General features: G+C 63.6%; 19 protein-coding genes. 11 read left to right on the forward strand and 8 right to left on the reverse strand.

The features are described from left to right. Positions 1-25: 25 nt before the first annotated feature. Together AYX22_RS03625 and AYX22_RS03630 are read right to left on the reverse strand one after the other, a co-directional pair. Complete coding sequence (locus AYX22_RS03625; protein WP_207596160.1) at positions 26-820, reverse strand: carbon-nitrogen family hydrolase; 795 nt, start codon at positions 818-820, stop codon at positions 26-28. Beyond that, positions 817-2,172, reverse strand: coding sequence for an MFS transporter (locus AYX22_RS03630; RefSeq protein ID WP_207596161.1), 1,356 nt, complete (start codon positions 2,170-2,172; stop codon positions 817-819). Before AYX22_RS03630 ends, AYX22_RS03625 begins: the two co-directional genes overlap by 4 nt. 217 nt (positions 2,173-2,389) lie before the next feature. Between AYX22_RS03630 and AYX22_RS03635 the strand changes: the two genes are divergently transcribed. Further along, a complete protein-coding gene (locus AYX22_RS03635; RefSeq protein ID WP_089593584.1) occupies positions 2,390-3,031 on the forward strand; it encodes a GntR family transcriptional regulator in 642 nt (213 codons plus the stop codon). Here the strand turns inward: AYX22_RS03635 and AYX22_RS03640 are convergent. Next, entirely contained in the window at positions 3,028-3,321 is a 294-nt protein-coding gene (locus tag AYX22_RS03640; protein ID WP_207596162.1) for a DUF503 domain-containing protein, read from the reverse strand. The two genes, AYX22_RS03635 and AYX22_RS03640, sit on opposite strands and share 4 nt — an antisense overlap. A 160-nt stretch (positions 3,322-3,481) precedes the next feature. Here AYX22_RS03640 and AYX22_RS03645 point away from each other — a divergent pair, with 160 nt between their 5' ends. The 6 genes from AYX22_RS03645 (at position 3,482) to AYX22_RS03670 (ending at position 12,422) form a co-directional block, all read left to right on the forward strand. After that, positions 3,482-5,527 (forward strand): cellulose biosynthesis cyclic di-GMP-binding regulatory protein BcsB, encoded by a 2,046-nt coding sequence (locus AYX22_RS03645; protein ID WP_242703510.1) that lies wholly within the window; start codon positions 3,482-3,484, stop codon positions 5,525-5,527. After that, positions 5,517-7,241, forward strand: coding sequence for a hypothetical protein (locus tag AYX22_RS03650; RefSeq protein WP_207596163.1), 1,725 nt, complete (start codon positions 5,517-5,519; stop codon positions 7,239-7,241). Before AYX22_RS03645 ends, AYX22_RS03650 begins: the two co-directional genes overlap by 11 nt. Continuing rightward, a complete protein-coding gene (locus AYX22_RS03655; protein ID WP_207596164.1) occupies positions 7,241-9,199 on the forward strand; it encodes a glycosyltransferase in 1,959 nt (652 codons plus the stop codon). The genes AYX22_RS03650 and AYX22_RS03655 overlap by 1 nt, the downstream gene beginning before the upstream one ends. 117 nt (positions 9,200-9,316) lie before the next feature. After that, entirely contained in the window at positions 9,317-10,501 is a 1,185-nt protein-coding gene (locus tag AYX22_RS03660) for a GGDEF domain-containing protein (RefSeq protein WP_207596165.1), read from the forward strand. Next, complete coding sequence (locus AYX22_RS03665) at positions 10,498-11,001, forward strand: hypothetical protein (protein ID WP_207596166.1); 504 nt, start codon at positions 10,498-10,500, stop codon at positions 10,999-11,001. The genes AYX22_RS03660 and AYX22_RS03665 overlap by 4 nt, the downstream gene beginning before the upstream one ends. Beyond that, positions 10,998-12,422 carry a bifunctional diguanylate cyclase/phosphodiesterase gene (locus AYX22_RS03670; RefSeq protein WP_207596167.1) on the forward strand — a complete coding sequence of 475 codons (1,425 nt, stop codon included), beginning with the start codon at positions 10,998-11,000 and terminating at the stop codon, positions 12,420-12,422. The genes AYX22_RS03665 and AYX22_RS03670 overlap by 4 nt, the downstream gene beginning before the upstream one ends. Positions 12,423-12,499: 77 nt before the next feature. On the opposite strand, the gene purL is transcribed toward AYX22_RS03670, so the two are convergent. Genes purL through purS form a run of 3 tightly spaced genes read right to left on the reverse strand, consistent with a single transcriptional unit; the run spans position 12,500 to position 15,841 of the window. Beyond that, complete coding sequence (gene purL / locus AYX22_RS03675; protein WP_207596168.1) at positions 12,500-14,809, reverse strand: phosphoribosylformylglycinamidine synthase subunit PurL; 2,310 nt, start codon at positions 14,807-14,809, stop codon at positions 12,500-12,502. Then, on the reverse strand, positions 14,806-15,588 hold the full coding sequence (purQ, locus tag AYX22_RS03680; RefSeq protein WP_207596169.1) for a phosphoribosylformylglycinamidine synthase subunit PurQ: 783 nt from the start codon (positions 15,586-15,588) through the stop codon (positions 14,806-14,808). Before purQ ends, purL begins: the two co-directional genes overlap by 4 nt. 1 nt (position 15,589) lies before the next feature. Beyond that, on the reverse strand, positions 15,590-15,841 hold the full coding sequence (gene purS, locus AYX22_RS03685) for a phosphoribosylformylglycinamidine synthase subunit PurS (RefSeq protein ID WP_011773385.1): 252 nt from the start codon (positions 15,839-15,841) through the stop codon (positions 15,590-15,592). A 340-nt stretch (positions 15,842-16,181) separates the two neighbouring features. Between purS and AYX22_RS03690 the strand changes: the two genes are divergently transcribed. Together AYX22_RS03690 and AYX22_RS03695 are read left to right on the forward strand one after the other, a co-directional pair. Then, the gene (locus AYX22_RS03690) at positions 16,182-16,367 is read left to right on the forward strand and encodes a hypothetical protein (protein ID WP_207596170.1); all 186 of its coding nucleotides are present in this window, start codon (positions 16,182-16,184) and stop codon (positions 16,365-16,367) included. A gap of 161 nt (positions 16,368-16,528) precedes the next feature. Next, positions 16,529-16,819 carry a DUF1540 domain-containing protein gene (locus AYX22_RS03695; protein ID WP_207596171.1) on the forward strand — a complete coding sequence of 97 codons (291 nt, stop codon included), beginning with the start codon at positions 16,529-16,531 and terminating at the stop codon, positions 16,817-16,819. A 67-nt stretch (positions 16,820-16,886) separates the two neighbouring features. Here AYX22_RS03695 and AYX22_RS03700 read toward each other — a convergent pair whose 3' ends face one another. Both AYX22_RS03700 and AYX22_RS03705 read right to left on the reverse strand, forming a co-directional pair. Further along, positions 16,887-17,870 (reverse strand): manganese catalase family protein, encoded by a 984-nt coding sequence (locus AYX22_RS03700; RefSeq protein WP_207596172.1) that lies wholly within the window; start codon positions 17,868-17,870, stop codon positions 16,887-16,889. Between the two features lie 128 nt (positions 17,871-17,998). Then, entirely contained in the window at positions 17,999-18,946 is a 948-nt protein-coding gene (locus tag AYX22_RS03705) for an NAD(P)-dependent oxidoreductase (protein WP_207596173.1), read from the reverse strand. Between the two features lie 180 nt (positions 18,947-19,126). On the opposite strand from AYX22_RS03705, the gene AYX22_RS03710 reads away from it, so the two are divergent. Next, the gene (locus AYX22_RS03710) at positions 19,127-22,069 is read left to right on the forward strand and encodes an exo-alpha-sialidase (protein ID WP_207596174.1); all 2,943 of its coding nucleotides are present in this window, start codon (positions 19,127-19,129) and stop codon (positions 22,067-22,069) included. Positions 22,070-22,418: 349 nt separating this feature from the next. Further along, complete coding sequence (locus AYX22_RS03715) at positions 22,419-25,505, forward strand: S8 family peptidase (protein WP_207597454.1); 3,087 nt, start codon at positions 22,419-22,421, stop codon at positions 25,503-25,505. Positions 25,506-25,582 lie beyond the last annotated feature (77 nt).

The raw sequence follows: 25,582 nt of genomic DNA on the forward strand, positions 1-25,582 counted from the left end.
TAAGTGCTTCCCAACGGTGTTGGTTCTAAACGGTGAGTGTGTCGTAGGCCGCGAGGCGGTCGCCGATGACGGGGAACTCGGCGCGGACTGCGTTGACTTGGCCAGGATCGATGTCCACCATCAGTACGGTTTCGTCGGAGGACGCTTCGGCAAGGATGTTGCCGGCGGGATCCACCACCCGGCTGTGCCCTCCGAGTTCCACGCCTTCCTGGGTGCCCGCCGCGTTGCAGGCGATGACGAAGATCTGGTGCTCCAGTGCCCTGGCCGTGGTGAGCAGGCGCCAGTGCTCACGCCGGGCGGCCGGCCAGGCAGCAGGAACGATCACGATCTCAGCGCCGCGTTCGCTCAGCTCCATCCACAATCCTGGGAACCGGAGGTCGTAGCAGGTGATGCCTGCGACAGACCCGAAAGGCAAGGGGGCGACGGGAAGGGATGAACCTGCCGTCAGCAGGCTCGCCTCCTTGGACTGGTAGCCGAACACATGGATCTTCCGATACGTGTGGACCACGTTGCCCTCGGGGCCCAGCAGGATGGAGGTGTTGCTGAGCCGGCCGTCGTCGCCCGCTTCGATGATGCTGCCCAGATGAAGGTAGACGCCGAGGTCTTTGGCTACCCGTGAGCACATGGTCACCGTGGGGCCTGTGAGTGTCTCCGCCAAGGTCTCGTATTCGTCGAAGTGGAAGTAGCCTGCGCTCCACAGCTCCGGCAAGACGATCAGTTCGGCGCCGTTGATGCCCCGAAGGATGTCTTCGACGCGGTGGATTCGGTCTTCGCGGGTTTCGGAGTCCGGGCTGGCTACCTGGACGAGGGCGATTTTCATACTTTTTCCTTTGCGGGTTCGTTGTCCAGGTCGCTGAGGCGAAGGCCCTTGGTTTCCTTGGCAAACATCACCGAGACCATGGAGATCAGGCCCATGGCGGCCAGGTAAATGCCGATCGCATAGCCGGTGCCGAAAGCGCTGTAGAGAGCCAAGGCAATGATCGGTGACAACGAACCGGCGATCAGCGATGCCAGGTTGTAGGCCACTGAGGTGCCGCTGTACCGGACGTCCGTTGGGAAGAGTTCGGAGAAGAAAGCGCCGATGACCGAGCTGTACGCCGCGAAGATCAGCAGGCCACCCACGGCGGCCGCGATGATTCCCCAGGTCTGTCCGGTATTGAGCAGGGCGAAGAACGCGAAGGCCCACACCATGGTGGCAATCGAGGCCCCGATCAGGATGGGTTTGCGGCCCACCTTGTCCGCGTAAAGCGCCAGGATGGGAATAGCGACGACGGCGACGCCCTGCCCGATCATGACGGCGGTGAGGCCTGTCTGCCTCTGCAGTCCCATGATCTGGGTGACGTAGGTGATGATGAACAGCGAATAGATGTAGAAGCCCGCGTTCTCGCCCATCCGGCTGCCGGTGGCGATGAGGATTTCGCGCCAGTTACGGCGGAACAGGATAGTCAGGGGCATCTTGCGTTCCTTGTTGCCCTCGGCTTCGCGCTTCCGCTGTGCTTCCTTGAACAGCGGGGTTTCCTGCACGTAGAGCCGCAGGACCAGGCCAATAACCACCAGGAGTGCGGACAGGCCGAAGGCTATCCGCCAGCCCCAGGCCAGGAACTCGCTCTCCGGCATGGTGGCAGCGAGGATGGCCAGGACGCCGGCGGCCATCAGGTTGCCCAGGGGCGGTCCCATATTGGGCCAGGAAGCCCAAAATGCGCGTCGTGCGCTCTCATTGCTGTGCTCGGAGACGAGGAGGACAGCTCCGCCCCACTCACCACCCAAGGCAAACCCCTGGATCAAGCGGAGAAGCAGGAGCAACAGCGGCGCTGTGAGGCCGATCGCTGCATACGACGGGATGAAGGCGATGAGGGTGGTGGCGACACCCATGAGCATCAGGCTGGCCACCAACGTGGCGCGCCGGCCGTGCTTATCGCCCAGATGCCCCAGGACTATGGCCCCGATGGGGCGTGCCAGGAAGCCCGCGGCGAACGTTCCGAGTGCCAGCATGGTGCCGACCATGGGATCGTCGGTGGGGAAGTAGAGCTTGTTGAATACCAGCGCTGCTGCCGTGCCGTAGAGAAAGAAGTCGTACCATTCCACGGCTGTGCCGGCCAGGCTCGAAGCAGCTACAACAGGCAGGCTGGAGTGCTTCTGTTGCTTGGGTTCAGCTTTCTTCATATCGGTCATGTGGGGATCCTTTGCGATTGGCAGCCGCGTAGCTTCCGGTGGGCCGGGCCGCGAACTCCCAGGAAAATTGGGGTATTTCCGATGCGTGAGCGGAGTCACTAAGATCACTGTAGACGTGTTGTATACAGCCTGTCTATATTTAAAGCAGAAGTTTTTTGGATGTCCCCCAAGCTGCTGAATGCAACTCGTATACTGGGCTACGCGAGAAAGGCTCTGCATGATCCAGATGACCCCCACTGCACAGTCGCAGCCAGAAGTGGCCTACCAGTGGATGAAAAGCTACATCGCAGCCCTGCCGCGTGAGGAAGAAACCTTCCTGAACGAGGGAGTCCTGGCCAAGACCACGGGTACTTCACGAACGCCCGTGCGTGAGGCACTGTTGCGCCTTGAAGCTGAAGGATTCGTCAAGCGGATCCCGCACAAGGGCGCCTACGTGCCACCCATCTCTGATCCCGACGTCCGGGCCATCCTGCAGGCCAGGTCCGTCGTGGAGAAATGGGCCGTCTCGGCGGTGGAAACCATGCTTGATGCCCAGATCGATGCCTTCCAGCGCGTGATTGACCAGCAGCAGGAAGCCCGGGACGATCCCGCCAGGTTCATCGAACTGGATACCGAGTTCCACACCCTCATGGTGCGTGCGGGCGGCAACCCCGTCCTGGCTGATTTCTACGCGTCACTCCGGCAAAAACAACTCAGGATCGGCGTTAAAGCCGTCAGCCAGGCCACGGATCGGGCCGGGGACGTCCTCCGGGAACACCAGTTGATCGTTGACGCACTCCGCAGCCGAAGCCTCGACAAAGCGCACAAAGCCATCGACGCGCACCTGGACTCCACACGCCTGGCAGTGATCGGGTACTAGTCCTCGCTGTGCAGCTCCCGTTGCCGTGCGCTGAGCAGCTCAAACTCAGGCCGGGCAGCCACGAACCGTTCAACGGCGTCGAGCACCTGCTGCAGGTGGGCGTGATCCGGGGCCACCAACGCGGCTCCAATCAGCGCACGCCGATGCTGGTCCTGGAGCCCGGTCTCGGCAGCTGACACGTCGAAGCGGCGTTTGAGCTCGGCCACGAGGGGCCGGACCATGGAGCGCTTCTCTTTGAGACTATGGACATCGCCCAAAAGGACGTCGAACTCAATCCATCCGATCCACATGGTCCATTATCACCGCAGGTCAGGTGACGTGTGCCATGTGGACTTGATCAAATCTTGAGCCAACGCAGCAAGGCGCCTTGAGTTCCGTTCGGCAGTGTCTATGAGGTTGGCCCAACCGGCCGACGGACTCATTCGCTGCTAGTTACTCAGGACTGACATCGTGCCCCAAACCCCTTCCCGGCTACGCCCGCGCACCCACGCCCCCTCTCATCCGGTCCGGATCCTGCTCGCCACCGCCAGCTTTGCACTTGCCACCGTCAGTGTGTTGGGAATCGGCGCTGCACCTGCCGCCGCCTCACCGGCAGATGCCTCTCCGGGCCAGGGAACGGCTGTCCGGGCATCCTCCAGTGTTTCAGCGCTCGCGGGCCAGACTGAGCAGATGGTAGTGGTGCCCGTGACGGCAGGGTTGGAACCCACCCGGGTGAAGGGGACCATCGCGGTGTCGGGGAAACCTGAGGGTACGGTCCGGGCAACGGTCAACGGCCGGGTCATCCTCGAAACGAACGCTGCAGCCACGGTTCCCCTGGACGAAGCGGTCAGCAATGCCGACGTTATTGGCCAGCAGCTTACGGTGGGGCTGCAGCTCATACCGGTAACCCACACCATGTGCGTGGTCTCCAACGCCACGGCAACCCTGAACAACATGACGGTCGACTTCAGCGGGACCGCCAAAGCACCCACCACGGTGGGCGAGTTCTTCCCGGCGTCCGTGCCCGCCGTCGTGCTTCCCGTCCCCGCGGATCCCGGCGCGGATGTTTCCGCCGCCATCATGACCGCCTCGGCCGCCATGGCCCAACGCTATCCGGACGCCGCCGTCGCAGTGCTTCCGGAAGCCGAGCTGGTGGCGCGCGCTGCCACTCTCCCGGCCGGCAGCCGGATCCTCAGCGTCACCGCAGACCCGGGAGAAACCGCCACCAAGCTGGCCACGGCAGCGGACCTCCCGCAGCTCATCCTCAGCGGCCACGACGAACAACTCCGCACCGCCGCCCGGGCGCTTGCCAGCGACAAAACCGCGCTGGCCGTGACCTCCTCCGTGACCGGCCTGACCTCGGCGCTGCCTGCCGCGCCGGGCCTGGTCCAGAGCCTCAAGGACCTGGGCAGCACAACCCTGAAACTCTCCGGCTACGGCACCCCGGAATCCTTTGTGGGCGTCTCCCAGTCGCAGTTCGGAGGCCCGGTTTCGTCGGTGAAAGTCCAGCTCAAGGGCACGCACACGGCTGTCCCGGACAACGCACAGGCGCAGCTCTCGGTCTTCTGGAATGACTACCTGCTCAGTTCCAAGAACCTCGACGGCGGTGACACCTTCACGGTGGATGCTGAGGTTCCAGCGGGCCAGCTACAGGCGAAGAATGGCCTCCGGATCCGTCTGGCCGCCCTCCCGGCAGGCGGCGATTGCACCGGGCCCGCAGGTGTCATGCCCATGGAAGTCACCCTGGATACCTCTGGCAGCACCCTCACGGCGGTCCGTGGCGGATCCACGAAAGCCGGCTTCGAACGATTCCCCCAGGCTTTCGGACAGAGCGTTCAGGTAGCGTTCGGCGATGGCAACGCCCAAGCCAACACCGTCAATGCAGCGACGCTTCTGGCTTCCCTGCAGCGTGACAGTGCCTCCCTGCTGGATACCCGCGTGGTGGGCCTAGACGCCTTGGCTGGCTCCAGCGAGTCCGGGCTGGTGGTGGGTGCCACCGCCGACGTCGCAAATAAGCTGTCCGCACCGCTGCGGTTGGCGGAGTTCCGCACCATCTCGCCTGACGAGGTCGAATACGGCGTAGGCGCCTCGGCTCCGTACGGCGTATTGGAGGCTTTTGAGCAAGGCGGCCGGAATCTGCTGCTCCTGGGTGCTTGGGCACCTGAAAATGACGCTGCCGCCGCGTCCACGCTCCAGTCTTCATTGGCCTCCCATGTTGGTGCAGTTGAAGGCGGCTGGGCATCGCTGTCCCGGAACCTCCTGGTGACCCAGCCGTCGGGAACTCCCGTGCTGCTGGAGAGCAATGTGCTGGTTCCGCAGAAGGCTGTAACCGATGACTACCGTCCCTATGCCTGGTGGATCGGCGGGGCAGTGGTGGTCCTGGGCCTGGCGTTCGCCGCCCGGACAGTGCTCCTGCGGCGTCGTGCCCGGGCAGCACGGGCATATGTGGATGCTGAGCAAATGGCGGGACAACCGGCAGATGCCACAGGACCTGCGAAACCGGGTCATGACAACTAGCGCCGCCGCTCGTCCGCGGGCCGCCCACCGGCGTCCGGCGGCGCGGTCGCTGACACCGGGGCCTCTGACACTGCTGCGTTCGGTGACCGGGCTGGTCACGTGGGCCTGGGCGCGCCTCGGTGCGCCCGTGGCAGGGCGCAAGGTTCCCGGCACCAGGGTGGTAGCCGTGGTTTCACTGCTGGTGGGCTACCTCGCGTGCCTGTACACGATCGGCCAGGGCACCAACCTGGACTATTCGGATGCCCAAAGCCACCTGACCATCGCCCGGCGAATCTTCGACAGCAAGGCGCCCGGCTTTGAACAATTGGGCACCGTGTGGCTGCCCATGCCGCACCTGCTGCTGGCGCCGTTCGTGCTGAATATGTGGCTGTTCAGCACGGGCTGGGCTGCCGGAATCCTGGGGATACTGGCGTTGTCCGCCACCACCACCGGCCTGTACTTGATCGCAGCCCGACTCGGATTGGGCAGGGCCGGACGTCTCGCCACGACCCTGGTGGCCCTGGCCAACCCGGCGGTTTTGTACGTCTACACCACGGCGTTGACGGAACCGGTGCTCATCATGTGCATCGTGGGCGGCATGGCTGGCTTGGCGCATTGGGCCACCAGCCGCCGTCGAATGAGTGCCGGAGAGCTGGCCGTCTTCGCCGGTATTCCGTCCGCCGCCGCAGTGCTTTCCCGTTACGAAGGCTGGGCGCTGGTGATGACCGGAACCCTGTTGGTGTTGATCGTCGCCAAGCGCCGCACCGGTGCGTGGCGGGAGGCATTCATCATGGCCGGTGGCTACGTGATGATTCCGGCCGCGGCGGTCCTCTGGTGGATTTCCTACAACTGGGCCATTTACGGCAACCCGCTGGAGTTTATGTTCGGGCAGTACTCCGCCTACGCGCAGCAGAAGAACATCACCGACGGCGGCCTGTTGCCCACCAAGGGCAACCTGGGACTCACGCTGACTACTTTCCATTGGTCCCTGCTGGAGACAGTCGGCGTGGTGGTCCTCGCGCTGGCGGCATGTGGCGCCGTCGTGCTGGTCTTCAGGCGGGGCTTTGCCAACAGCACCCTGCTGGTGGCGGTGACCGGCAGTGCGTATGCTTTTGCGGTGCTGAGCCTCTTCCTGGGGCAGACGGCCATCAACAACGACCATTCGCTGCCGTCAACGTGGTGGAACAACCGCTTCGCGCTGACGGCGCTGCCCCTGGTGGCCATCCTGGCAGCTGTGGTGGTGGAGGAGTTCACCCGCCCTGTCCGCATCAAGCCCGTGCTGATCGGCGCGTTGCTTGCTGGACTCGTGGTGCAGAACCTCTGGTGGGGGGAGGATCCCACTGGTCGTCTCGCGGTCCTGGCGGAGGGGCGGATGTCAGCGGAATCCACCACTAACTCCACGGCCGCGGCGCGCTGGCTCAACGAGCACTACCAGTCCGGTGGAATCCTCATGGACGAGAGCGCCCGGGGCAATGCCGTGCTTCCTGTCATGGGCATTCCCCTTAAAGAGATCTACAACCGCGCCTCCGGAGACTACTTTGCTCCGGCGCTGAAGGACCCTGCCAAGTACGCGCAGTGGGTATTCGTCAACGTTGAAGCCGGAAAGGGAGCACGGGACTCGGGACCCACGGACCTTGTGTACCAGGCGATCGTGGCGAACCCGTCGTTCACTGTCCGCTACTCCGTGGCATTCTCGACTCCAACCCACCGGATCTATGAAAGGTCCTCCCACTGATGACTTCCCTTTCACGTTTGGCGGACTCCACGCTCAACCGGCAGTCGATTGGCCAGACGCTGCTTGCGGCGGGGCTCATCACCCCGGAACAGCTGCAGCGTGCGCTGGATCGAGCGGCGAGCGAAGGTGGGCTGCTGGGCAGGCACCTGATCCTGGAGGCCGGGCTGGACCGCCGTCGGATTTATGAAGTCCTGGCACAGCATTGGGACGCGCCGCTGGTGGACCTGGTGGCTGAACCGGTGGACGACCAGCTGATGGAGGTGCTGGGGTACAGCGATGTGGGCGAGCCGCAGTGGCTGCCATGGAAGATGGACGGTGACGTATTGACGGTGGCCACTGCGGTGGCTCCGTCAACGGCCATCGCAGAGGAAGCGGCGCGTCTTTTCGGCGCCGCATCTGTTGAATTTCGCACCACCACCGACTGGGACATCAACCAGTCCATCCAGCGTTCCTTCCGGCGCCACCTCCTCTACGAATCCGCCGAGCGCCTTGCCGAAGAGCGGCCCGGCGAATCCGCACGTACCGCCCTGACCCCATGGCAGCGCTACCTCCCGGTGGTCCTGCTCACGGGACTAATCACTGCGTTCGTGCTCTCTCCGCTGACGGCTTTGATCGTCCTTCTGGCAGCAGCAAACGTCGTATTCCTGGTGAGCATCGGCTTCAAGACGCTCGCCAGTCTCCGCAGCCCCTTCGACCGGATGCGTGACGCCGCAGTGGCCAAAGCCAGGGATAAGGAGAGGGCCACGCGTGGACTGCCTCCCTTGGCGGAGGAACGGGTCCCCGATGGCGACTTGCCTGTCTACACGATCCTGGTTCCGGTATTCCGGGAAGCGAACATCATCGACAAATTGTTGGCCAACCTGGGCCAACTGGACTACCCACGTTCCAAGCTGGATGTCCTGGTCCTCCTGGAAGAAGACGACGCCGAGACCATCGCCGCGGCGAAGGCTTCGCGGCCGCCGGAATACGTCCGAATCCTCATCGTGCCCAAGGGTGATCCGCAGACCAAGCCAAGGGCCTGCAACTACGGGCTGACGTTCGCCCGCGGTGAGTACGTGGTCATCTACGATGCCGAGGACCGCCCCGAGCCCGGCCAGCTGCGTGCTTCCATCGCCGCGTTCAAGCAGGACGCCTTTGAACGGGAACACCTCAACCCGGACCGCAAACCGTTGATCTGCGTCCAGGCTGCGCTCAACTACTTCAACGCGGACCAGAACGTCCTCACCCGGATGTTCACCATCGAATACACGCACTGGTTTGACTCGATGCTCCCTGGCCTGGACAACTCAGGGATCCCGCTGCCGCTGGGTGGGACCTCCAACCACTTTGTGACCTCGCTGCTGAAGGAAGTCGGTGCGTGGGACCCATGGAACGTCACGGAGGATGCCGATCTGGGACTCCGGGCGGCCGTGGACGGATACCGCGTGGGCGTCATCAACTCCACTACGTGGGAAGAAGCGTGCTCGCAGGTGCCGGCGTGGATCAAGCAACGCACCCGCTGGATCAAGGGATACATGGTCACCTCGGCCGTCAATACCCGGAACACGGTGCGTTACATCAAGAGCACAGGTGTTGCCGGCGCCGTCGGGTTCCTCGGCCTGATCCTGGGAACCCCACTGGCGTTCCTTGCCTACCCGCTCGTGGTGGGCTTCACCGTGGTCACGTACATCGGCTACGACATTGTTGGCCTGGTCCTGCCCGAATGGTTGCTGGTGGGCGGAGTGGTGTCCATGCTGTTCGGCAACGCCATGATGATCATCGTCTCCGGTCTCGCTACCCTTCGCCGGCACGGATGGAGGATCGCGATCTTCGCCCTGCTCAACCCGTTCTATTGGGTGCTGCACTCAGTAGCGGCCTGGCGGGCGGCCTGGCAGATGCTTACCAGCCCGCATAAGTGGGAGAAGACGCCGCACGGGCTGGAGGCCGAATACCACGACGACGGACACTGGGTTGGTTGAAGCGCGGCCGGTTGGATCCGCCCCTGATCTTGAGCAAATCCTGAGCAAATGCCGCAGTGGGATTGAGTAAGCCTCGCCACACTGAACTCAAAGCCGCAGGATGACCAGCTGAGGGGGTTGGACACGGTGCTCGATGCTTTCTCGGTACGGGTTGGTTTAGGCGTAGTCACGGTGACGCTCTTGGTGCTGTTCTGTATCTCCTTCCAGCGCACCCGCTCACCTTATGCGGGCTGGTGGAGCCTGGCCCTGCTGGAATTCATGGTGGGCAACGCAGCTTTCCTGCTCAACGGCACCCCTCACCAGCAATGGGCCAACCCCGTGGGCAACATCCTGGTGGTGGCCGGAGCGTTCAGCGTTTGGGCAGGCGCAAAGACCCTTCGGGACCGGAAAGCGGCACCATGGCAGTTGGCCATCGGTCCCGCCGTTACCGCCGTCGCGTCCTTCCTGGATAGTCCCGGGACCAATGTATGGTCCGGCGGATTCGTCTATCTGGCGATGATGACCGTGGGCATTGCCTTGGCCGCCTATGACTTGTGGTTCATCAAGTCCTCGCACTCCCAGGTCCACAAAGCCCTGTCCGTCGCGGCGGGCCTGCTTGCCGGCTATTACCTGGGCAGGTGGCTCGTTTTTGTACTGGAAGGCCCGTCAAGCCACACGTTCACCACGTACTTTGGACCTGCACCTTCGGCACTGATATCCATGGTGCTTCTGGTCACCGTGTCCTTCAGCATGACCGCACTTACCAGCGACCAACTCATCAAGGGACTCAAGGAACGGGCCGACCGCGACCACCTGACCGGCCTCCTTAACCGGGGAACCTTCCTGGACATGGCCACCACTGAACTCCACCGCCTGCAGTCCGCAGGATCCGGCGCAGCCATAGTCCTTGCGGACCTTGACCATTTCAAGGCCGTCAACGACGAATTCGGTCACGGAGCCGGGGACAAGGCTCTCCAGGCCTTTGCCGAGGCCTGCGGTGCCTCGGTCAGGTCCACCGATCTGATCGGGCGTTACGGCGGTGAGGAATTTATCCTGTTCCTGCCCGGGGCCACGCAGGACCGGGCCGAGGACATCGCAGCCGAAATCAGCCGCCGGATGGCAGCCACCCCGGCGCCCGAGGGCGTCGCTTTTCCCACCATCAGCTATGGAGTCACCTCCAGCATCCCCGCTGGTGCTGACATGAAATTCATGATTGAGGTGGCGGATGCAGCCCTGTACAGCGCCAAAGCGCAAGGAAGAAACCGGATTGTAGGAGCTGACCGCCATCAGGCGGCCATTATCGCGGATGAGGCACGATCATGACCTTCAACGAACTCACCACCAGGATCCAGATCCAGCACACCCAGGAGCTGTCCGCCTTCCGGCAAAACATCACCAGCGCTCCCTACATGGCTGGAACGCCGACGTCCCTGAATGCGGACCGCCGGTCAGTCCGGATGGGTCCCGTTCAATCGGTGGAGGACGGGAACGCCAACCTGACCATCGTGGCCGATGTGGAAGGTCTGGCCTGGTTCACTGCTGACAAAGGCCTGCTGGGCAGTTGCATCACGGTGTCCATCGCGGGTCACCGCAGGAACACCGGGACCCGCGTCCACCTCCCTCTGGCCGAATGCGACGCCTGGATCGAGGCCATCCTCGGCGGCTCCTGGATCACCCACGTGTACCGCGCGGGCAAGAGGGTGGAGCCCGATGGCAGGATGGACGTCGCCTCCTACCGGCTGTTCCTGGACGAGCGCCGCAATCCCGTCGCCAAGCCGCAGGCTGTCGCTGATACCACGCTGCGGCGCCTGGAAGAATCGTGACCAGCACCAAGCCCCGAAGACTTGTCCCCGCTGACGCTGACTCCCGCATCGAAAAACTGGAACGGCACGTCCAAGCGCTCATGGAAGAGCTCCACCATGTCCGCCACGAGCAGCGCCGCGAAGCGCTCACTGATGCACTCACCGGACTCGGCAACCGTCTGGCCTTGGTGGAGGCCTTCGTTGCGGCACGGAACGCCGCGGCCCACGGTTCGGCTCAACCTGCGCTCCTCCTCGTGAACCTGGACGGCTTCAAGGCTTTGAAGAACTCCGCCGGCCTTGCCGCGGCGGACCAAGTCCTGGTCACCGTGGCGATGCGAATCCAGTCGGCCGCACGGGAGAACGACGTCGTCACCCGCCTGGGTGCCGACGAATATGCGGTGCTGTTGCCCGCCACCCCGCAAAACCGGGCCACCGCCGTCGGCAACCGCATCCTGGCCGCGCTGGAACCGAACATCGACCTTGGGAACAACAGCGTCCGCTGCGGTGCAAGCATGGGACTGCGGACAGCAGAGCCACACCATACCCTCGAGGACCTGCTCCAGGAAGCCGATATCGCTGTGGAGGAATCCAAGAGCGAGGGCCGGAACAAGCTCAGGGTGTTCGATCCCGCCACGCTGCACGCCCGGCAGCTCCAGCGGCAGATTGTGGGTGAACTCCACGAAGCCATCCGTACAGATCAGTTGGTCCTGAACTACCAGCCGATCGTGGAGCTGGCCACGGGAAGGATCGAAGGCTGCGAAGCCCTGGTCCGGTGGAACCACCCTGTGCACGGCTTGATCATGCCGGACCAGTTCATTCCCGTGGCCGAGGCTACGGGACTCATCGCGGAACTGGGGAGGTGGGTCCTGCGCACGGCCGTGGGGCAGTTGCGTCAGTGGCGGGACAACCCGGCCACGGCCCAGCATGACTTCTCCATGCGCATCAATGTCTCCGCTGCGGACCTGCAGAGCCTCGAGTTCGTGGACGACGTCAGCGAAGCCCTTGCCGAGGAAAGCCTGCGGCCGGAATCGCTCGTCCTGGAGCTGACCGAAAGCGCCATCATCCAGAACAATGAGCTGGACCGCTACACCCTGGCGAGCCTGCACAGGCTGGGTGTGGGACTTGAAATCGATGACTTCGGTGCCGGATATTCGTCCATGGGCTACCTGCGGAAACTCCCCGTGGACCGGGTGAAAGTGGACCGGCAATTTGTGAAGGACCTCGGAAGGGACCCCTCCCAGCTCGCGTTCCTGGCGGCCATCCAGGAGGTCATCCGGTCCTGTGGGCTGGAAGGAGTGTGGGAAGGCATCGAAACCGCCGAGGAAGCAGCGGCGCTCCAGAGCATTGGCTGCGCCAGCGGCCAGGGGTATTACTTCGGCAGGCCCTTGCCCGGGGCTGAGTTCACGGAGCAGTTGACCCGGCTGCGGACCTGGCCGGCGTAATCTCCTTATAAGACGTCAAAAGGCCCCTGCAATCGTCCTCGCGGGCGCGTGCAGGGGCCTTTTGCTTGGCCAGTCGTTTAGCCGAAGTACTTCGGCAGGGTGGCTTCGTGTGCTTCGCGGAGAGCGTCCAAGGAGAGCTCGTCCACACCGTTGATCTCCAGCTTTCCACCGGCAGCGTCAACAACGCCGATCCGGAGGTGGGCGAAGCCGCGGGCGGTGCACATGTCCTTGAAGCGGACTTCCTCGGAGCGCGGCACGGACACGATCGCACGGGCCTGGGACTCGGAGAAGAGGGCCGTGAACAGGTCCACTCCATCGCGCTCCATGAGTTCTTCAAGGGCGATCCGGGCACCCACGCCGTAGCGCAGCGAGGATTCCACCAAGGCAGCAGCGAGGCCACCTTCGGAGAGGTCGTGTGCTGCGTCAACCATGCCATCGCGGGAAGCGTTGATCAGGATCTCGCCCAAGGCGCGCTCTGCTGCGAGGTCGACCTTCGGGGGCAGGCCACCGAGGTGTCCGCGGAGGTTTGACCATTCCGAACCGTCCAACTCTGCTGCGGTGGTGCCCAGCAGGTAGATGGCCTGGCCGTCCTCGCGCCAGCCCGACGGCGTGCGGCGGGCGACGTCGTCGAGCTTGCCCAGGACTGCTACCACGGGGGAGGGGTGGATGGGTGTGGTGCCGGTCTGGTTGTACAGGGAGACGTTGCCGCCCGTGACCGGGATGCCGAGCTCCATGCAGGCATCCGACAGGCCGCGGATGGCCTCGGCGAGCTGCCACATGACGTCCGGGTCCTCAGGGGAACCGAAGTTCAGGCAGTCGCTGACAGCCATCGGAACAGCGCCGGACGTTGCGACGTTGCGGTAGGCCTCGGCCAGCGCAAGCTGTGCACCCTGGTACGGCTCCAGATAGGTGTAGCGGCCGTTGGCGTCGGTAGCCAGGGCAACACCCAGGCCGGTTTCCTCGTCAACGCGGACCACGCCGGAGTCATCCGGGAAGGCCATGGCCGTGTTGCCGCCAACGTAGCGGTCGTACTGGTTGGTGATCCAGGCCTTGCTGCACATGTTGGGCGATGCAACGAGTTCGGTGACGGCTGCTGCCAGCTCGGACGGAGCTGCTGGGCGGCCGGCATCCTCAACGGAACCGGTGAAGGCGTTGGCCTGCACCGAGTCCTGCCACTCCGGGCGGGCGAACGGACGGTCGTAGACCGGGCCGTCGTGCGCAACGGTGCGGGGATCGACGTCGACGATTACTTCGCCTTCCCAGGTGATGATGAGGCGACCGGTGTCGGTGACCTCACCCAACCAGGAGTACTCGACGGCCCACTTGTCCATCACAGCTTCGAACGCTTCGATGTTCTCCGGGGTGACCACGGCCATCATGCGTTCCTGCGACTCGGACATGAGGATCTCGCCCGGCGTCAGCGTGGGATCGCGCAGCAGGACCGAGGTCAGCTCCACCTCCATGCCGCCGTCGCCGTTGGAGGCGAGCTCGGACGTGGCGCAGGAAATACCTGCGGCGCCGAGGTCCTGGATACCTTCAACCAGCGAGCCCTTGAAGAGCTCCAGGCAGCACTCGATCAGGACCTTCTCCGCGAACGGGTCGCCCACCTGGACGGCAGGACGCTTGGATGGCTTGGTGTCATCGAAGGACTCCGAGGCCAGCACCGAAGCGCCGCCGATGCCGTCGCCACCCGTGCGGGCACCGAACAGGACTACCTTGTTGCCCTTGCCGGAGGCGTTGGCGAGGCGAATATCTTCGTGGCGCATGACGCCAACAGCCAGGGCGTTCACCAGCGGGTTGCCCTGGTAGACGGAGTCGAAGACCATTTCGCCGCCGATGTTCGGCAGGCCAAGGCAGTTGCCGTAGCCACCGATGCCGGCGACAGCACCGTGCATGACGCGTGCGGTGTCCGGGTGGTCGATTGCGCCGAAACGCAACGGGTCCATCACGGCAACCGGGCGGGCGCCCATGGAGATGATGTCTCGGACAATACCGCCGATGCCAGTAGCGGCACCCTGGTACGGCTCAACGAAGGACGGCGAGTTGTGGGACTCGATCTTGAACGTCACGGCCCAGCCGTCGCCCAGGTTGGTGACACCGGCGTTCTCGCCGATACCCACCAGCATGTCCTTCTTCATTTCCTCGGTGACCTTCTCGCCGAACTGGCGGAGGTGGTTCTTGGAGGACTTGTAGGAGCAGTGCTCGCTCCACATGACCGAGTACATGGCCAGCTCGGCGCCGGTGGGGCGGCGGCCAAGGACCTTGACGATCTCGTCGAATTCGTTCTGCTTCAGGCCCAGCTCGGCCCACGGGAGTTCCGTGTCCGGGGTCTTGGCAGCATGCTCAACGGTGTCGATGTTGAACTTCTTGGTGGTTTCCGTGGTCACTTGTCGCCTCCCACAATCTTGGTCAAAACGGAGGTGAAGAAGCCCAGGCCGTCGGTGTCGCGGGGTTCGCCGGCGGAGCCGGACAAGCCAGCCTCCGGGCCGAAGCCGGTCTCCACTGCGTGCTCGGGGTGCGGCATGAGGCCCACCACGTTGCCCGCGGCGTTGGAGATGCCCGCGATGTCGCGGCGGGAACCGTTCGGGTTGAATTCTACGTAGCGGAACACCACGCGGCCCTCAGCCTCAAGGGCATCGAGGGTCTTCTCGTCAGCGATGTACTGGCCGTCCTGGTTCTTCAACGGCACAATGATTTCCTGGCCGTCGGTGTAGTCCACGGTCCAGGCGGTGTTGGCGTTTTCGACGCGCAGCGTCTGGTCGCGGCAGATGAACTTCAGGTGGTCGTTCTTGATCATGGAACCGGGGAGCAGGTGCGACTCGGTGAGGATCTGGAAGCCGTTGCAAATACCCAACACCGGGAGCTTCGCGTCGGAGTTCGCGGCATCGATGATCTTGGACATCAGCGGCGCGAAGCGCGAAATGGCGCCGGCACGGAGGTAGTCACCGTAGGAGAAACCGCCGGGGATGATGACTGCGTCAACATCGCCGAGTTCGGAATCGGCATGCCAGAGGGGCACCGCCGTGGCGCCTGCGAGCCGCACTGCACGGGCGGCGTCGCGGTCGTCAAGGGTACCGGGGAAGGTGACGACGCCAACCTTGGCGCCAGCGAGCCGGGGCTCGGCGGCGACGGCGACAGCCTCGCCAATCAGGGGGATCGACGTCATATCAGGCCTCGACGACCTCGACGTTGACAACATCCTCGATCACCGGGTTGGACAGGAGGGTCTCGGCAGCTTCACGGGCCTGGGCCAGGATAGCGTCGGTCACCTCGCCGTCGACGGTCAGTTCGAAGCGCTTGCCCTGGCGGACTGCGCTGAAGCTGTTGAAGCCGAGGCGGGGCAGTGCACCCACGATGGCCTTCCCCTGGGGGTCCAGAATCTCGGGCTTGGGCATGACGTCAACGACGATCCGGGGCATCCGGTAACTCCTGTGCGTGAGTTGGGTGAACCTTAAATAAGGCTGCCGCGGAGGTGCCGTCTCACGCCATTCAGCCGCATTCAAACAGCGTCTTGAACACAGGGTTAAACACGGTGGTGAACTGCAATGTTTGAACGGCATGGGGGGCGCTCCGCGAGCTTGCACACCTATTCTACCGGGAGTGGCGCACATACCCTATTCAGGCGGATTGCGCGAGGACACCCCGCCGCGGCGGTGCAAAAGTCCCAACTGAAGGCTCGACGGCGGCGGCTGCTTGTGCCTGCTGGCGGGGCTTGCGCCGGCACTGGCAGGGGGTGTCCGGTGTCACTAGGATTGCGGCATGGCTGAGAAACCGAAATCCATGGTGCTGGGCGTTGTCGCCGCGGCAGTTTTTGCTGGATTGGGCCGCATGGTGATCCAGAAAATCCTGGCGGACAGGGCTGGGCGGAGCAGCCATGTGACCGCTCCGTTGGACGCCGAAACGCGGGCTAAAATCAGTGACGCATTGCGTACTCCAAGTAAGTGAAGCCTCACCTTGCATCTGCCGTTTTTCCGCGGAATGGCGCGGATTAGGGCACATACAAATGCGCTATTAAATTGGGTCAACCGGCGTGATTCCGGCGTAGTTTGGAAAGTACACGCGGGGTTCAGCCCCAGTACTATTCAGGATCCACACCAGGAGGAACAATGACCGAACACATTGCCGAAGTATCCGCCTGTAGCGTTGGCAGCTGCGGATTCAACCATGATGGCTGCACCGCCTTTGGAATCACCATCGGTGGAAGCACGGATCATGCATCCTGTGCAACGTTCATTGACACCAATGCCATGGGCGGCCTTCCCAAGGTCCTCGCCCACGTAGGTGCCTGCCAGCGCTCGGAGTGCGTCCACAACAACAACCTCATGTGCGAGGCCCACGACGTCAAGGTCGGCCCGGGCCGGGAAGCCGCCGATTGCCTCACGTACGAGCACGCCTGATAATTCCTCGTTCCGCCAAAAGCGGGCCCGTCCTCCTTCGAGGACAGGCCCGCTTTTTCGTGCGGATTTACTTCTTGCTGGTTGCTGCAGTCTTGGCAGCCGCGGACTTGCCTTCCTTGGGGCTGTCCGCGTCTTTTAGTTCCTGCTCCGCTGTGGCCTGGATGAGCGCCAGGAGCTCAGGATCCAGGCCGGGGGCGAACTCTTCCTTGCGTTCAGGGGAGATGGTGATGGGGAATCCGTCCGGCATCACATCGGTGCTGAGCTCGGTTCCGTCGTTGGATGGCGAAGCTCCGCGGTAGAGCTTGCCGGCTTCGCTCAGGTTGTCGGCGCTGAAGGTGTACTGGATACTTTGCAGGCCCTTGTCCAGCAGTTTCTTCACCTCCGGGAACTGCTCGGCGTTGGTTTTGGGGATCGGAAGGACCTTCCCCCAGTTGACGCCCAGGCTCTCCAAGGCCTTGGCGTAGGCATTCTCGTGCGCCTGGTCACGGACTATCAGGTACGCAATGGTGGAGCGCGCCGTCTTGTTCTCCGTCATCTCGTAGATGCGGCACTTCTGGAGCCGGCCTGTGGATTCCAGCATCAGGTTGTAGAGCAGGTCCAGGACCAAGTTGCCACTGTTGTAGACGTAGGAGCCGCTCCACGGATTGCCGGCAGCGTCCACCGGCAAAGCGCCCTGGGCACCTACCAGGTAGTGGTGGATGTTGCTGGTGTCCAGCGCGATCTTCAGGGGAGTAGCTCCCCCCGCGCCTGGCTGGTCCACAGGATCGGACTTCTTGCCCTGGTAGCGGGGCGAACCATCGAGGAGCTGGGAAATGGTGGTGCCGATGAGCTCCACATGGCTGATCTCTTCCGTGCCAATGCCCTGGAGAAGGTCCTTGTAGGGTTTCGAAGCTGCGTCACCCCGGAAATTCATGCTCTGGAAGAGGTATTGCATCATGGTGCGCATCTCGCCGAATTGACCGCCGAGACCTTCCTGGAGGGCGTTGGCGGCTGCGGGATCTGGCTCGTCGGCAGCGATTTCATTGATGAGAAGCTGGGTGTGCAGGTACATACGTTTCCTCACGTTGTCTCATGCTATGCGTGGGATGGAAACCCTCTGCTGGCCACCCCGGACCCACCCACCATAAGCATGCTTACTATTCGGTGGCAATGAAATCCCGTGAGGAATCGGAGGATCGGTTATCCGGCCACTTGGTTGGTCAACGGCTTGCCCTCCTTGAGGGCGGAGATGTTTTCCGTGACCAGCCGGGCGGAGCCCTTGGGCCGGTTACCCGCCACGTGGGGCGTGATGATCAGGTTCGGGGCGCTCCACAGCTGTGAGCTGGCGGGGAGAGGTTCAACCTTGGTGACGTCCAGGGCGGCGGCGCGCAGTCGGCCCTCGGTAAGCGCGGCCAGGAGTGCGTTTTCGTCCACCGTGGCCCCGCGTCCCACGTTCACAAATACGGCGGTCTTCGGGAGGGCCCGCAAGACGTCCTCGTTCAGGGCATCCGCGGTTTCGGCCGTCGCGGGCAGGATGGAAATCAGGACATCCGTGGTGCGCAGAACATCGGGTAGTTCTTCTGTTGAAGCGACCGGGAACCCGTAGCGCTCCCCCTTGGAATTGGCCACGCCGGTGACCTTCGCGCCCAAAGCGGCCAGCAGGGGAGCCAGCCGCCCCGCGATGGAACCGAAGCCCCAGATGGTGACGTTGGCGCCGTCGAGTGTATAGAGCTGTTCGGTCGCGGGGTTGGACTGTGCCTCGTTGTACGGGCTGTTCCAGCGAGCGTCCTTCTGGGATTCGAGCAGGACATCCAGCCGGCGGATGGCTGCCAGCGCGAGCGCGAGCGCGTGTTCAGCCACGGGACCGTCGTGCAGTGAGCGGCCGGAGGTGATGGCCACGTTGTCGGCGAATCCGGCAGCGAGAACGGAGTCCGGGCCTGCCGCGAGCGTTTGGACCAGCCTGAGTTTCGGAAGTTCCTCGGCGGCGTCCGAGAGGTTCTCCGGAGTGTTCCGCCACACCACCAGGACCTCGGCATCCCGGTGTTCGGCGGGGATGGGCTCGTCCACCGCGTACACCACCGGGTGGTCCCCTGAAGTGGCGAGATCGGCGAGGTTCAATTCGATGGTGTCCGGGACGAGGATTTTCACGGCAACTCCAGGTTCAAAAGCGGTGGGCGGTGTGCCCTTGAGGCTACCGCTTCAGCGCGGGGGGAGGTGCGCCCGAAAGTCATCCCTAGCAATGTGACGGCGAACACCCTATGGTTGTAGGACGTTCGACGTAGCACGTAACACGAACGTCCCTCGCGCCGATTCGAAAGGACCTTGGATTTGAAATCCATACCCCCTGCACCATCGCTCGCCCGCATCGCAGCCGCCGGCGCACTGAGCCTTGGCCTCCTTGGAGGCCTCGCTCTTCCGGCCACCGCCGCCCCCCTCCCACCCAACAACCCTGCGACAGCGCCGGGTACCTTCACTGAGGCCAACATCGCGGCTGACCGCACGGCCGCCAACTTTTTCTACCGGATCCCCGCCCTGACGTATCTGGGCAACAACGTGGTGCTCGCATCATGGGACGGTCGTCCGGGCTCAGCCGCGGATGCTCCGAACCCCAACTCGATAGTCCAACGCCGCAGTACTGACGGCGGACAGACCTGGGGACCTGTCACCGTTATAGCCGCCGGGCACGTGGGCGACGCCAGCGGTCCCAAATACGGCTACAGCGACCCCTCCTACGTCTACGACGCCGAGGCCGGCAAGGTCTTCAATTTCTTTGTGTACTCCAAGGACCAGGGCTTCGGCGGCAGCCAGTTCGGTAACAACGATGCCGACAGGTCAGTGATTTCCTCGGCGGTCATCGAGTCCTCGGACGGCGGCGTCACCTGGAGCCAGCCGCGGCTTATTACGAATGTCACCAAACCCGGAACCAGCAAAACCAGCCCGGTGGCCGGCGACGTGCGCTCCAACTTCGCATCCTCGGGCGAGGGCATCCAGCTCAAGTACGGCCCGTACAAGGGCCGCCTCATCCAGCAGTACGCCGGTGATATCCGCCAGGCAGACGGCACCAACAAGATCCAGGCCTACAGTGTCTACTCCGACGACCATGGGGTGACGTGGAAGAAGGGCGCCAACGTCGGTGACCGGATGGACGAGAACAAGACCGTGGAACTCTCCGATGGCCGGGTGCTGCTGAATTCCCGGGACAACGCCAACCAGGGCTACCGTAAAGTGGCCATTTCCACGGACGGCGGCGCTACCTACGGGCCGGTCACGCAGGACACGGAACTCCCGGATCCCGCCAACAACGGGGCCATTGCACGCATGTTCCCCAACGCGGCGCAGGGCTCGGCCGACGCGAAAAAACTCATCTTCACCAACGCGAACTCCAAGACCGGACGTGAAAATGTCTCGGCCCGTGTCTCCTGCGACGACGGTGCCACCTGGCCGGGCGTCCGCACCATCCGCTCCGGCTTCTCCGCGTACTCCACGGTCACCCGCTTGGAAGAGGGCAAGTTCGGGGTGCTTTACGAAGGCAATTACACGGACAACATGCCGTTCGCGAAGTTCGACGACGCCTGGCTGAATTACGCCTGCGCTCCGCTCTCCGTCCAGGCCGTCACCACCGCGCCGGGGGCCACCCAGCAGGTGCCCGTGACAGTGACCAACCAGGAAGCCACCACACTGTCCGGCGCAACAGCCACCGTCTACACACCCAGCGGATGGTCGGCCACCACGGTGCCGGTTCCCGACGTCGCCCCCGGAGCCTCGGTGACCGTCAACGTTGCACTGACGGCACCGGCCAACGCCAGTGGCCCGCAGAATCTCAACGCAGCATTTACGACGGCGAATGGCCGGGTTTCGCAATTCACCTTCACCGCCACCGTGCCGGTTGCGCCGCAGGTGGGCCTGACGATCACGGGAACGGCACCCACCCGGGATGTCGTGGCCAGCCCCTACCAGGTGGGCGACGTCCTCAGCTACTCGCTTAACGTCAAGAGCACGGCGAACGTCACGGCCAATTCAGTACCGGTTTCCGGGACATTCGACTCCGGCTTCCTGCCACCGTCTGCCCCGAATTGCCGGTTCAACAACCTGGCCCCAGGTGCCAGCTACACCTGCACCACCGCCAAACATGTGATCACGGCAGCCGACATCGAGCGTGGCTACTTCGTGCCGGAAGCCAGCTTCAGCATCACAGCCAGCTCGACGCCGTCGCTCACTAAGACGGTGCCGTTCACCGGCGCTGCCGTCGCTTTGCGCGACGGCCTGCTGACGGCCGGGATCAGCGGGGCGCGTGCCGACGTCGGGCGTGACCTTGCGACCCAGCCGTACGCGGCAGGGGACCTGGTCCCGTACACCTTCACGGTGAAGAACACGAGCCCGCTGGTTGAGAAGGTGGTCCCGACCGCCGGTAACTTCAGCCCCTTCCTTCCGGAGGGGCCGGGCAACTGCCGCTACAGCGTGCTGCCGGCCGGCCAGAGCTACCAGTGCACCACCCCTCGCCACACGGTGACTGCACAGGAAGCTGAGCAGGGGTTCTTCGTTCCGACAAGCACGTGGGAAGTCAGCTCGGCCGGCCAAACCACCAAGACCATCACGGTGAACGGCGGCGAAGTGGACCTGAAAGTCCGCGAGCCCAAGCTTGAGGGAACCGTTTCTGCCCAGTGGATCGACACCGATGGTGACCGCTTCGCCAGCGTCGGCGATCCGGTGACGTACACGTACACCGTGGGCAACGCCGGAAACGTTGCAGTGACCGGACTGGAAGCCCCCGACGCCGGCATCTCTGCAGCCACCCTTGCTGCCGGTGAGACTGTTACCGCCACCCGGGACTACGTCTTGACGGCCGTGGACGTTGCTGCAGGCAGCCTGGGCGCAGTCTCTTTTGAGGCGACGGCCCGCAACGGAGCGCTGGAGGCGGCAACGTCGGCATCGGGTGATCCCCTCGAGCTGAAGGTCCAGCCGGAAAAGCCCGAAAGCGCTCCCGAACTCAAGGTCCAGGAGCTGGGTACGCCGCCGACCGACTTGGGCACCGCAGATAAGTACCGCACGGGCCAAAAGGTAGTGCTGCAGGGTTTGGACCACGGCCAGTGGTACTACGTGTACCTGAACAAGACGGGGCATCGCCTGGGATGGATCTTCCCCACGACAGGCAACACCGTTGAGTTCATCCTTCCCTCCGATGTGCAAAACGGCCGGGACGACGTCGTAGTCCTGGATCAGGATGGCCTTCAGGTGTCCTTTGACCGGCTTCAGGTGACGCCGAAGGGCTGATCTTTCCCGGCAGGCTCACACAACGGACCGCAGGACATTCCTGCGGTCCGTTGTGGGTAGTTCCATGACGAACCGCCACCGCTGTGACAAGACAAAATTCCTGAAATGTGCTGTATGTCATATTCGGCTATCACTAGGTACTCTGTGACTCGGCTGGTTGCGCGGCTTTGACAAGAACTGTCAAAGGTTCAACCAACTAAAAGTTGACAGGTCCCGGCGATGGAGCCTGGTCCTCCCTCAGTGAAAGGTGCAACCACTCGTGAAATCACAAGGAAAGAGCTTCGTCAGAAGCGGGGGGCTTCGAAAGGCCGCGGCACTGGCCGTTGGCTTGCCGTTGCTTCTCTCTTCGATGGCGATGCCGGCCCAGGCCGCTCCCACGCCGGAGACGCCCGGGACCGTTGCAGGCGTGGCCAAGAAGAACCTTGACCCCAGTGCCTACAAGGACGGCCGCTACATGGTTGTCCTGGCGGAAAAGCCTGCAGCAACGTACGACGGCGGCACGGCGGGCCTCGCGCCCACCAAGCCGGAAGAGGGCAAGAAGCTCGACGCCGACAGCGCCGAGGTGAAGGAATACCAATCGCACCTGCAGCAGAAGCAGCAGGAAGTCGCGAAACAGGAAAACATCACTATCGAGCGTGACTTCACTACCGCCGTCAACGGCTTCAGCGCCAATCTGACGGCAGACCAGGCCATCAATCTGGCCAAGGATCCCAAGGTCCTCATGGTGGCACCGGACACCCAGTACGCCCCGGACTACTCCACCACCGACTTCCTGAAGCTCAGCGGCCCCAACGGCACCTGGGCCACCCAGTACGGTGGCCAGGACAACGCGGGCAAGGGCACCGTTGTTGGCGTGATCGACACCGGCTATACCCCCTCCAACCCGTTCTTCGCGGGTGAGCCCGTTGGCCCGCTGGCAGGCAACCCGCAGGTCGGCGTTCCCTACCGCACGGCAGATGGCAAGATCGCCATGCTCAAGGCCGACGGCGATACCTTCGTCGGTGAATGCCAGCCCGGCACCGACACCGGCGCGGACTACGACGGCAGCGCCTGCAACTCCAAGGTCCTCAGCACCCACTACTTCGCAGACGCCTTCCTGGAGACTGTTCCCCCGGAAAACCGTGCCCCGGAAGAAGTCATCTCTCCCGTGGACGTGGACAGCCACGGCACCCACACAGCCAGCACCGCGGCAGGCAACGCCAACGTCGACGCCGTTGTGGACGGCCGAAGCTTCGGAACCACCAGCGGTATCGCACCCGCCGCCAAGCTCGCCGTCTACAAGGTCTGCTGGGAAGACACAGATCCTGCCACGGGTGGTTGCTACGGCTCCGCTTCCGTGGACGCGATCGAGCAGGCAATCCTGGATGGCGTGGACGTCCTGAACTACTCCATCTCCGGTTCCACCACGTCCACCACGGATCCTGTTTCGCTGGCCTTCCTCTCGGCAGCATCGGCAGGTATCTTCGTGGCCACCTCGGCAGGCAACTCCGGACCAACCGCCAGCACCGTGAACCACGGAGCCCCCTGGCTGACCACGGTTGCCGCGACCTCGTTCTCGCAGGAGCTCCAGGGAACCGTTGAGTTTTCCGATGGCAGCAAGTTCCGCGGAGCGAGCATCATGAACCGCGAGGTGAGCGGGGCCGGCGTCGTGCTGTCCACCAACGCTGCAAGCGGTGAAGGCAACGCGGCTCTATGTGCTCCGGGCTCCTTGGATCCGGCCAAGGTAGCGGGCAAGGTTGTAGTCTGCGACCGCGGCGTGGTTGACCGCACCGCCAAGAGCGCCGAAGTACTGCGCGGTGGTGGCGTCGGCATGATCCTGGTGAACCTGACGGATTCGTCGCTGGACACGGACAAGCACGTCATCCCCACGGTCCACGTGAACCCGCCGGCAACGCAGACCATCAAGGACAAGGTGACAGCCGACCCGGCCATCACCGTCTCCCTGCTGAACCGGGACACCACTGGCCTGCCCGCCGAAGCACAGCCGCAGATTGCCGGCTTCTCGTCGCGCGGTCCGTTGCTCGCAACCGACTCTGACCTGCTGAAGCCTGACGTGTCCGCTCCCGGCGTCGCGATCCTCGCTGGTGTCTCGCCGATCGGAACCGGTGGAGACAACTTCGGCTTCCTCTCCGGAACGTCCATGGCCTCACCGCACGTTGCCGGTTTCGGCGCACTGATCCTGGGCAAGAACCCGCAGTGGTCCCCGGCCACCGTGAAGTCCGCCATGATGACCACCGCCGGACCGGTCAAGCTGGCCAACGGCGCCGTCAACAAGGACGTCTTCGCCACCGGCGCCGGACAGGTTGACCCCGCAAAGGTGCTCTCGCCCGGCCTCGTGTATGACGCAACCACCGAGGACTACCTCAAGTTCATCCAAGGCACGGGCATGGACCTGGGGATGGAAGGGCTTGGCACTACCGCACCACGCGACATGAACGTTCCCTCCTTCGCCCTCGGCAACCTCGCAGGCAAGATCGAAGTCACCCGAACGCTCACGGCCTTGACCGCGGGAACCTACCGGGCATCAGTCAACGTTCCAGGTGTCAACGTCAAGGTCACGCCGTCCGTGCTGACCTTCGGAGCTCCCGGTGAGAAGAAGACCTTCAAGGTCCAGTTCGAAAACAAAAACGCTGAGCTGGGCAAGTTCGCCATGGGTTCGCTGAGCTGGCAGGGTGCCAACAAGACCGTCACCTCGCCGATCGCCGTCCGGCCGCAGTCCGTCATCGCGGACAAGGCCCTGGCCTTCACGGGAACCGGCCCCAATGGCTCTGCCACCATCAACATCACTTCCGGCACCAACCTGCCGGTCGGGGTTACGGTTGATGGCCTGTCCAAGGCTGATTCCTCCGCTGTTGAGCTGGTTCCCGGTCCGTTCGCGGGTGAGACCAATGCCTCCAACTACGTGAAGAAGGTGACCGTTGGCGAGGGCAGTGCCCTGGCTAAATTCTCGGTCATATCCTCGAACGAGGCCGCGGACTTCGACATGCTGGTGCTCACCCCGTCCGGCCAGCAGTTGCCGGCCGCAACGGCGTCCGCCAGCGAAACCCTGTCCGTTCCCAACCCGGCACCGGGCGACTACTACGTGTTCGCCAACCTCTACGCGAGCCCCAACAACCAGGCCACCAAGGCCACTGTTGATGCCGCGGTCCTGGGTGCCAACCAGGGCAACGCCACCGTGACGCCGAATCCGATCCGCCTGGCCAACGGCAAGACGGGCCAGATTTCGCTGAACTGGAAGAACCTGGAGCCCGGCTCCTACATTGGCCGCCTGACGTTCGCAGGAACCAGTGAGCCGAGCTTCGTCACCGTCCTGGTCAACCCGGGCGGAACCGTAGTGGTTCCGGACGAGGAAGACCCCAAGAAGGAGAAGAAGGACAAGAAGCACGGCGGCAAGATCCGCGCCGACGAGCCGACGCAGGGCAACAACGCCGGCTGAACCTCTGACGGACACGCAAATGGGCTGAGGACTCCCGAATTCGGGCGTCCCCAGCCCATTTGCATGTCGTAGACCGG

Source organism: Arthrobacter sp. D5-1, from assembly GCF_017357425.1.
Classification (GTDB): Bacteria; Actinomycetota; Actinomycetes; order Actinomycetales; family Micrococcaceae; genus Arthrobacter.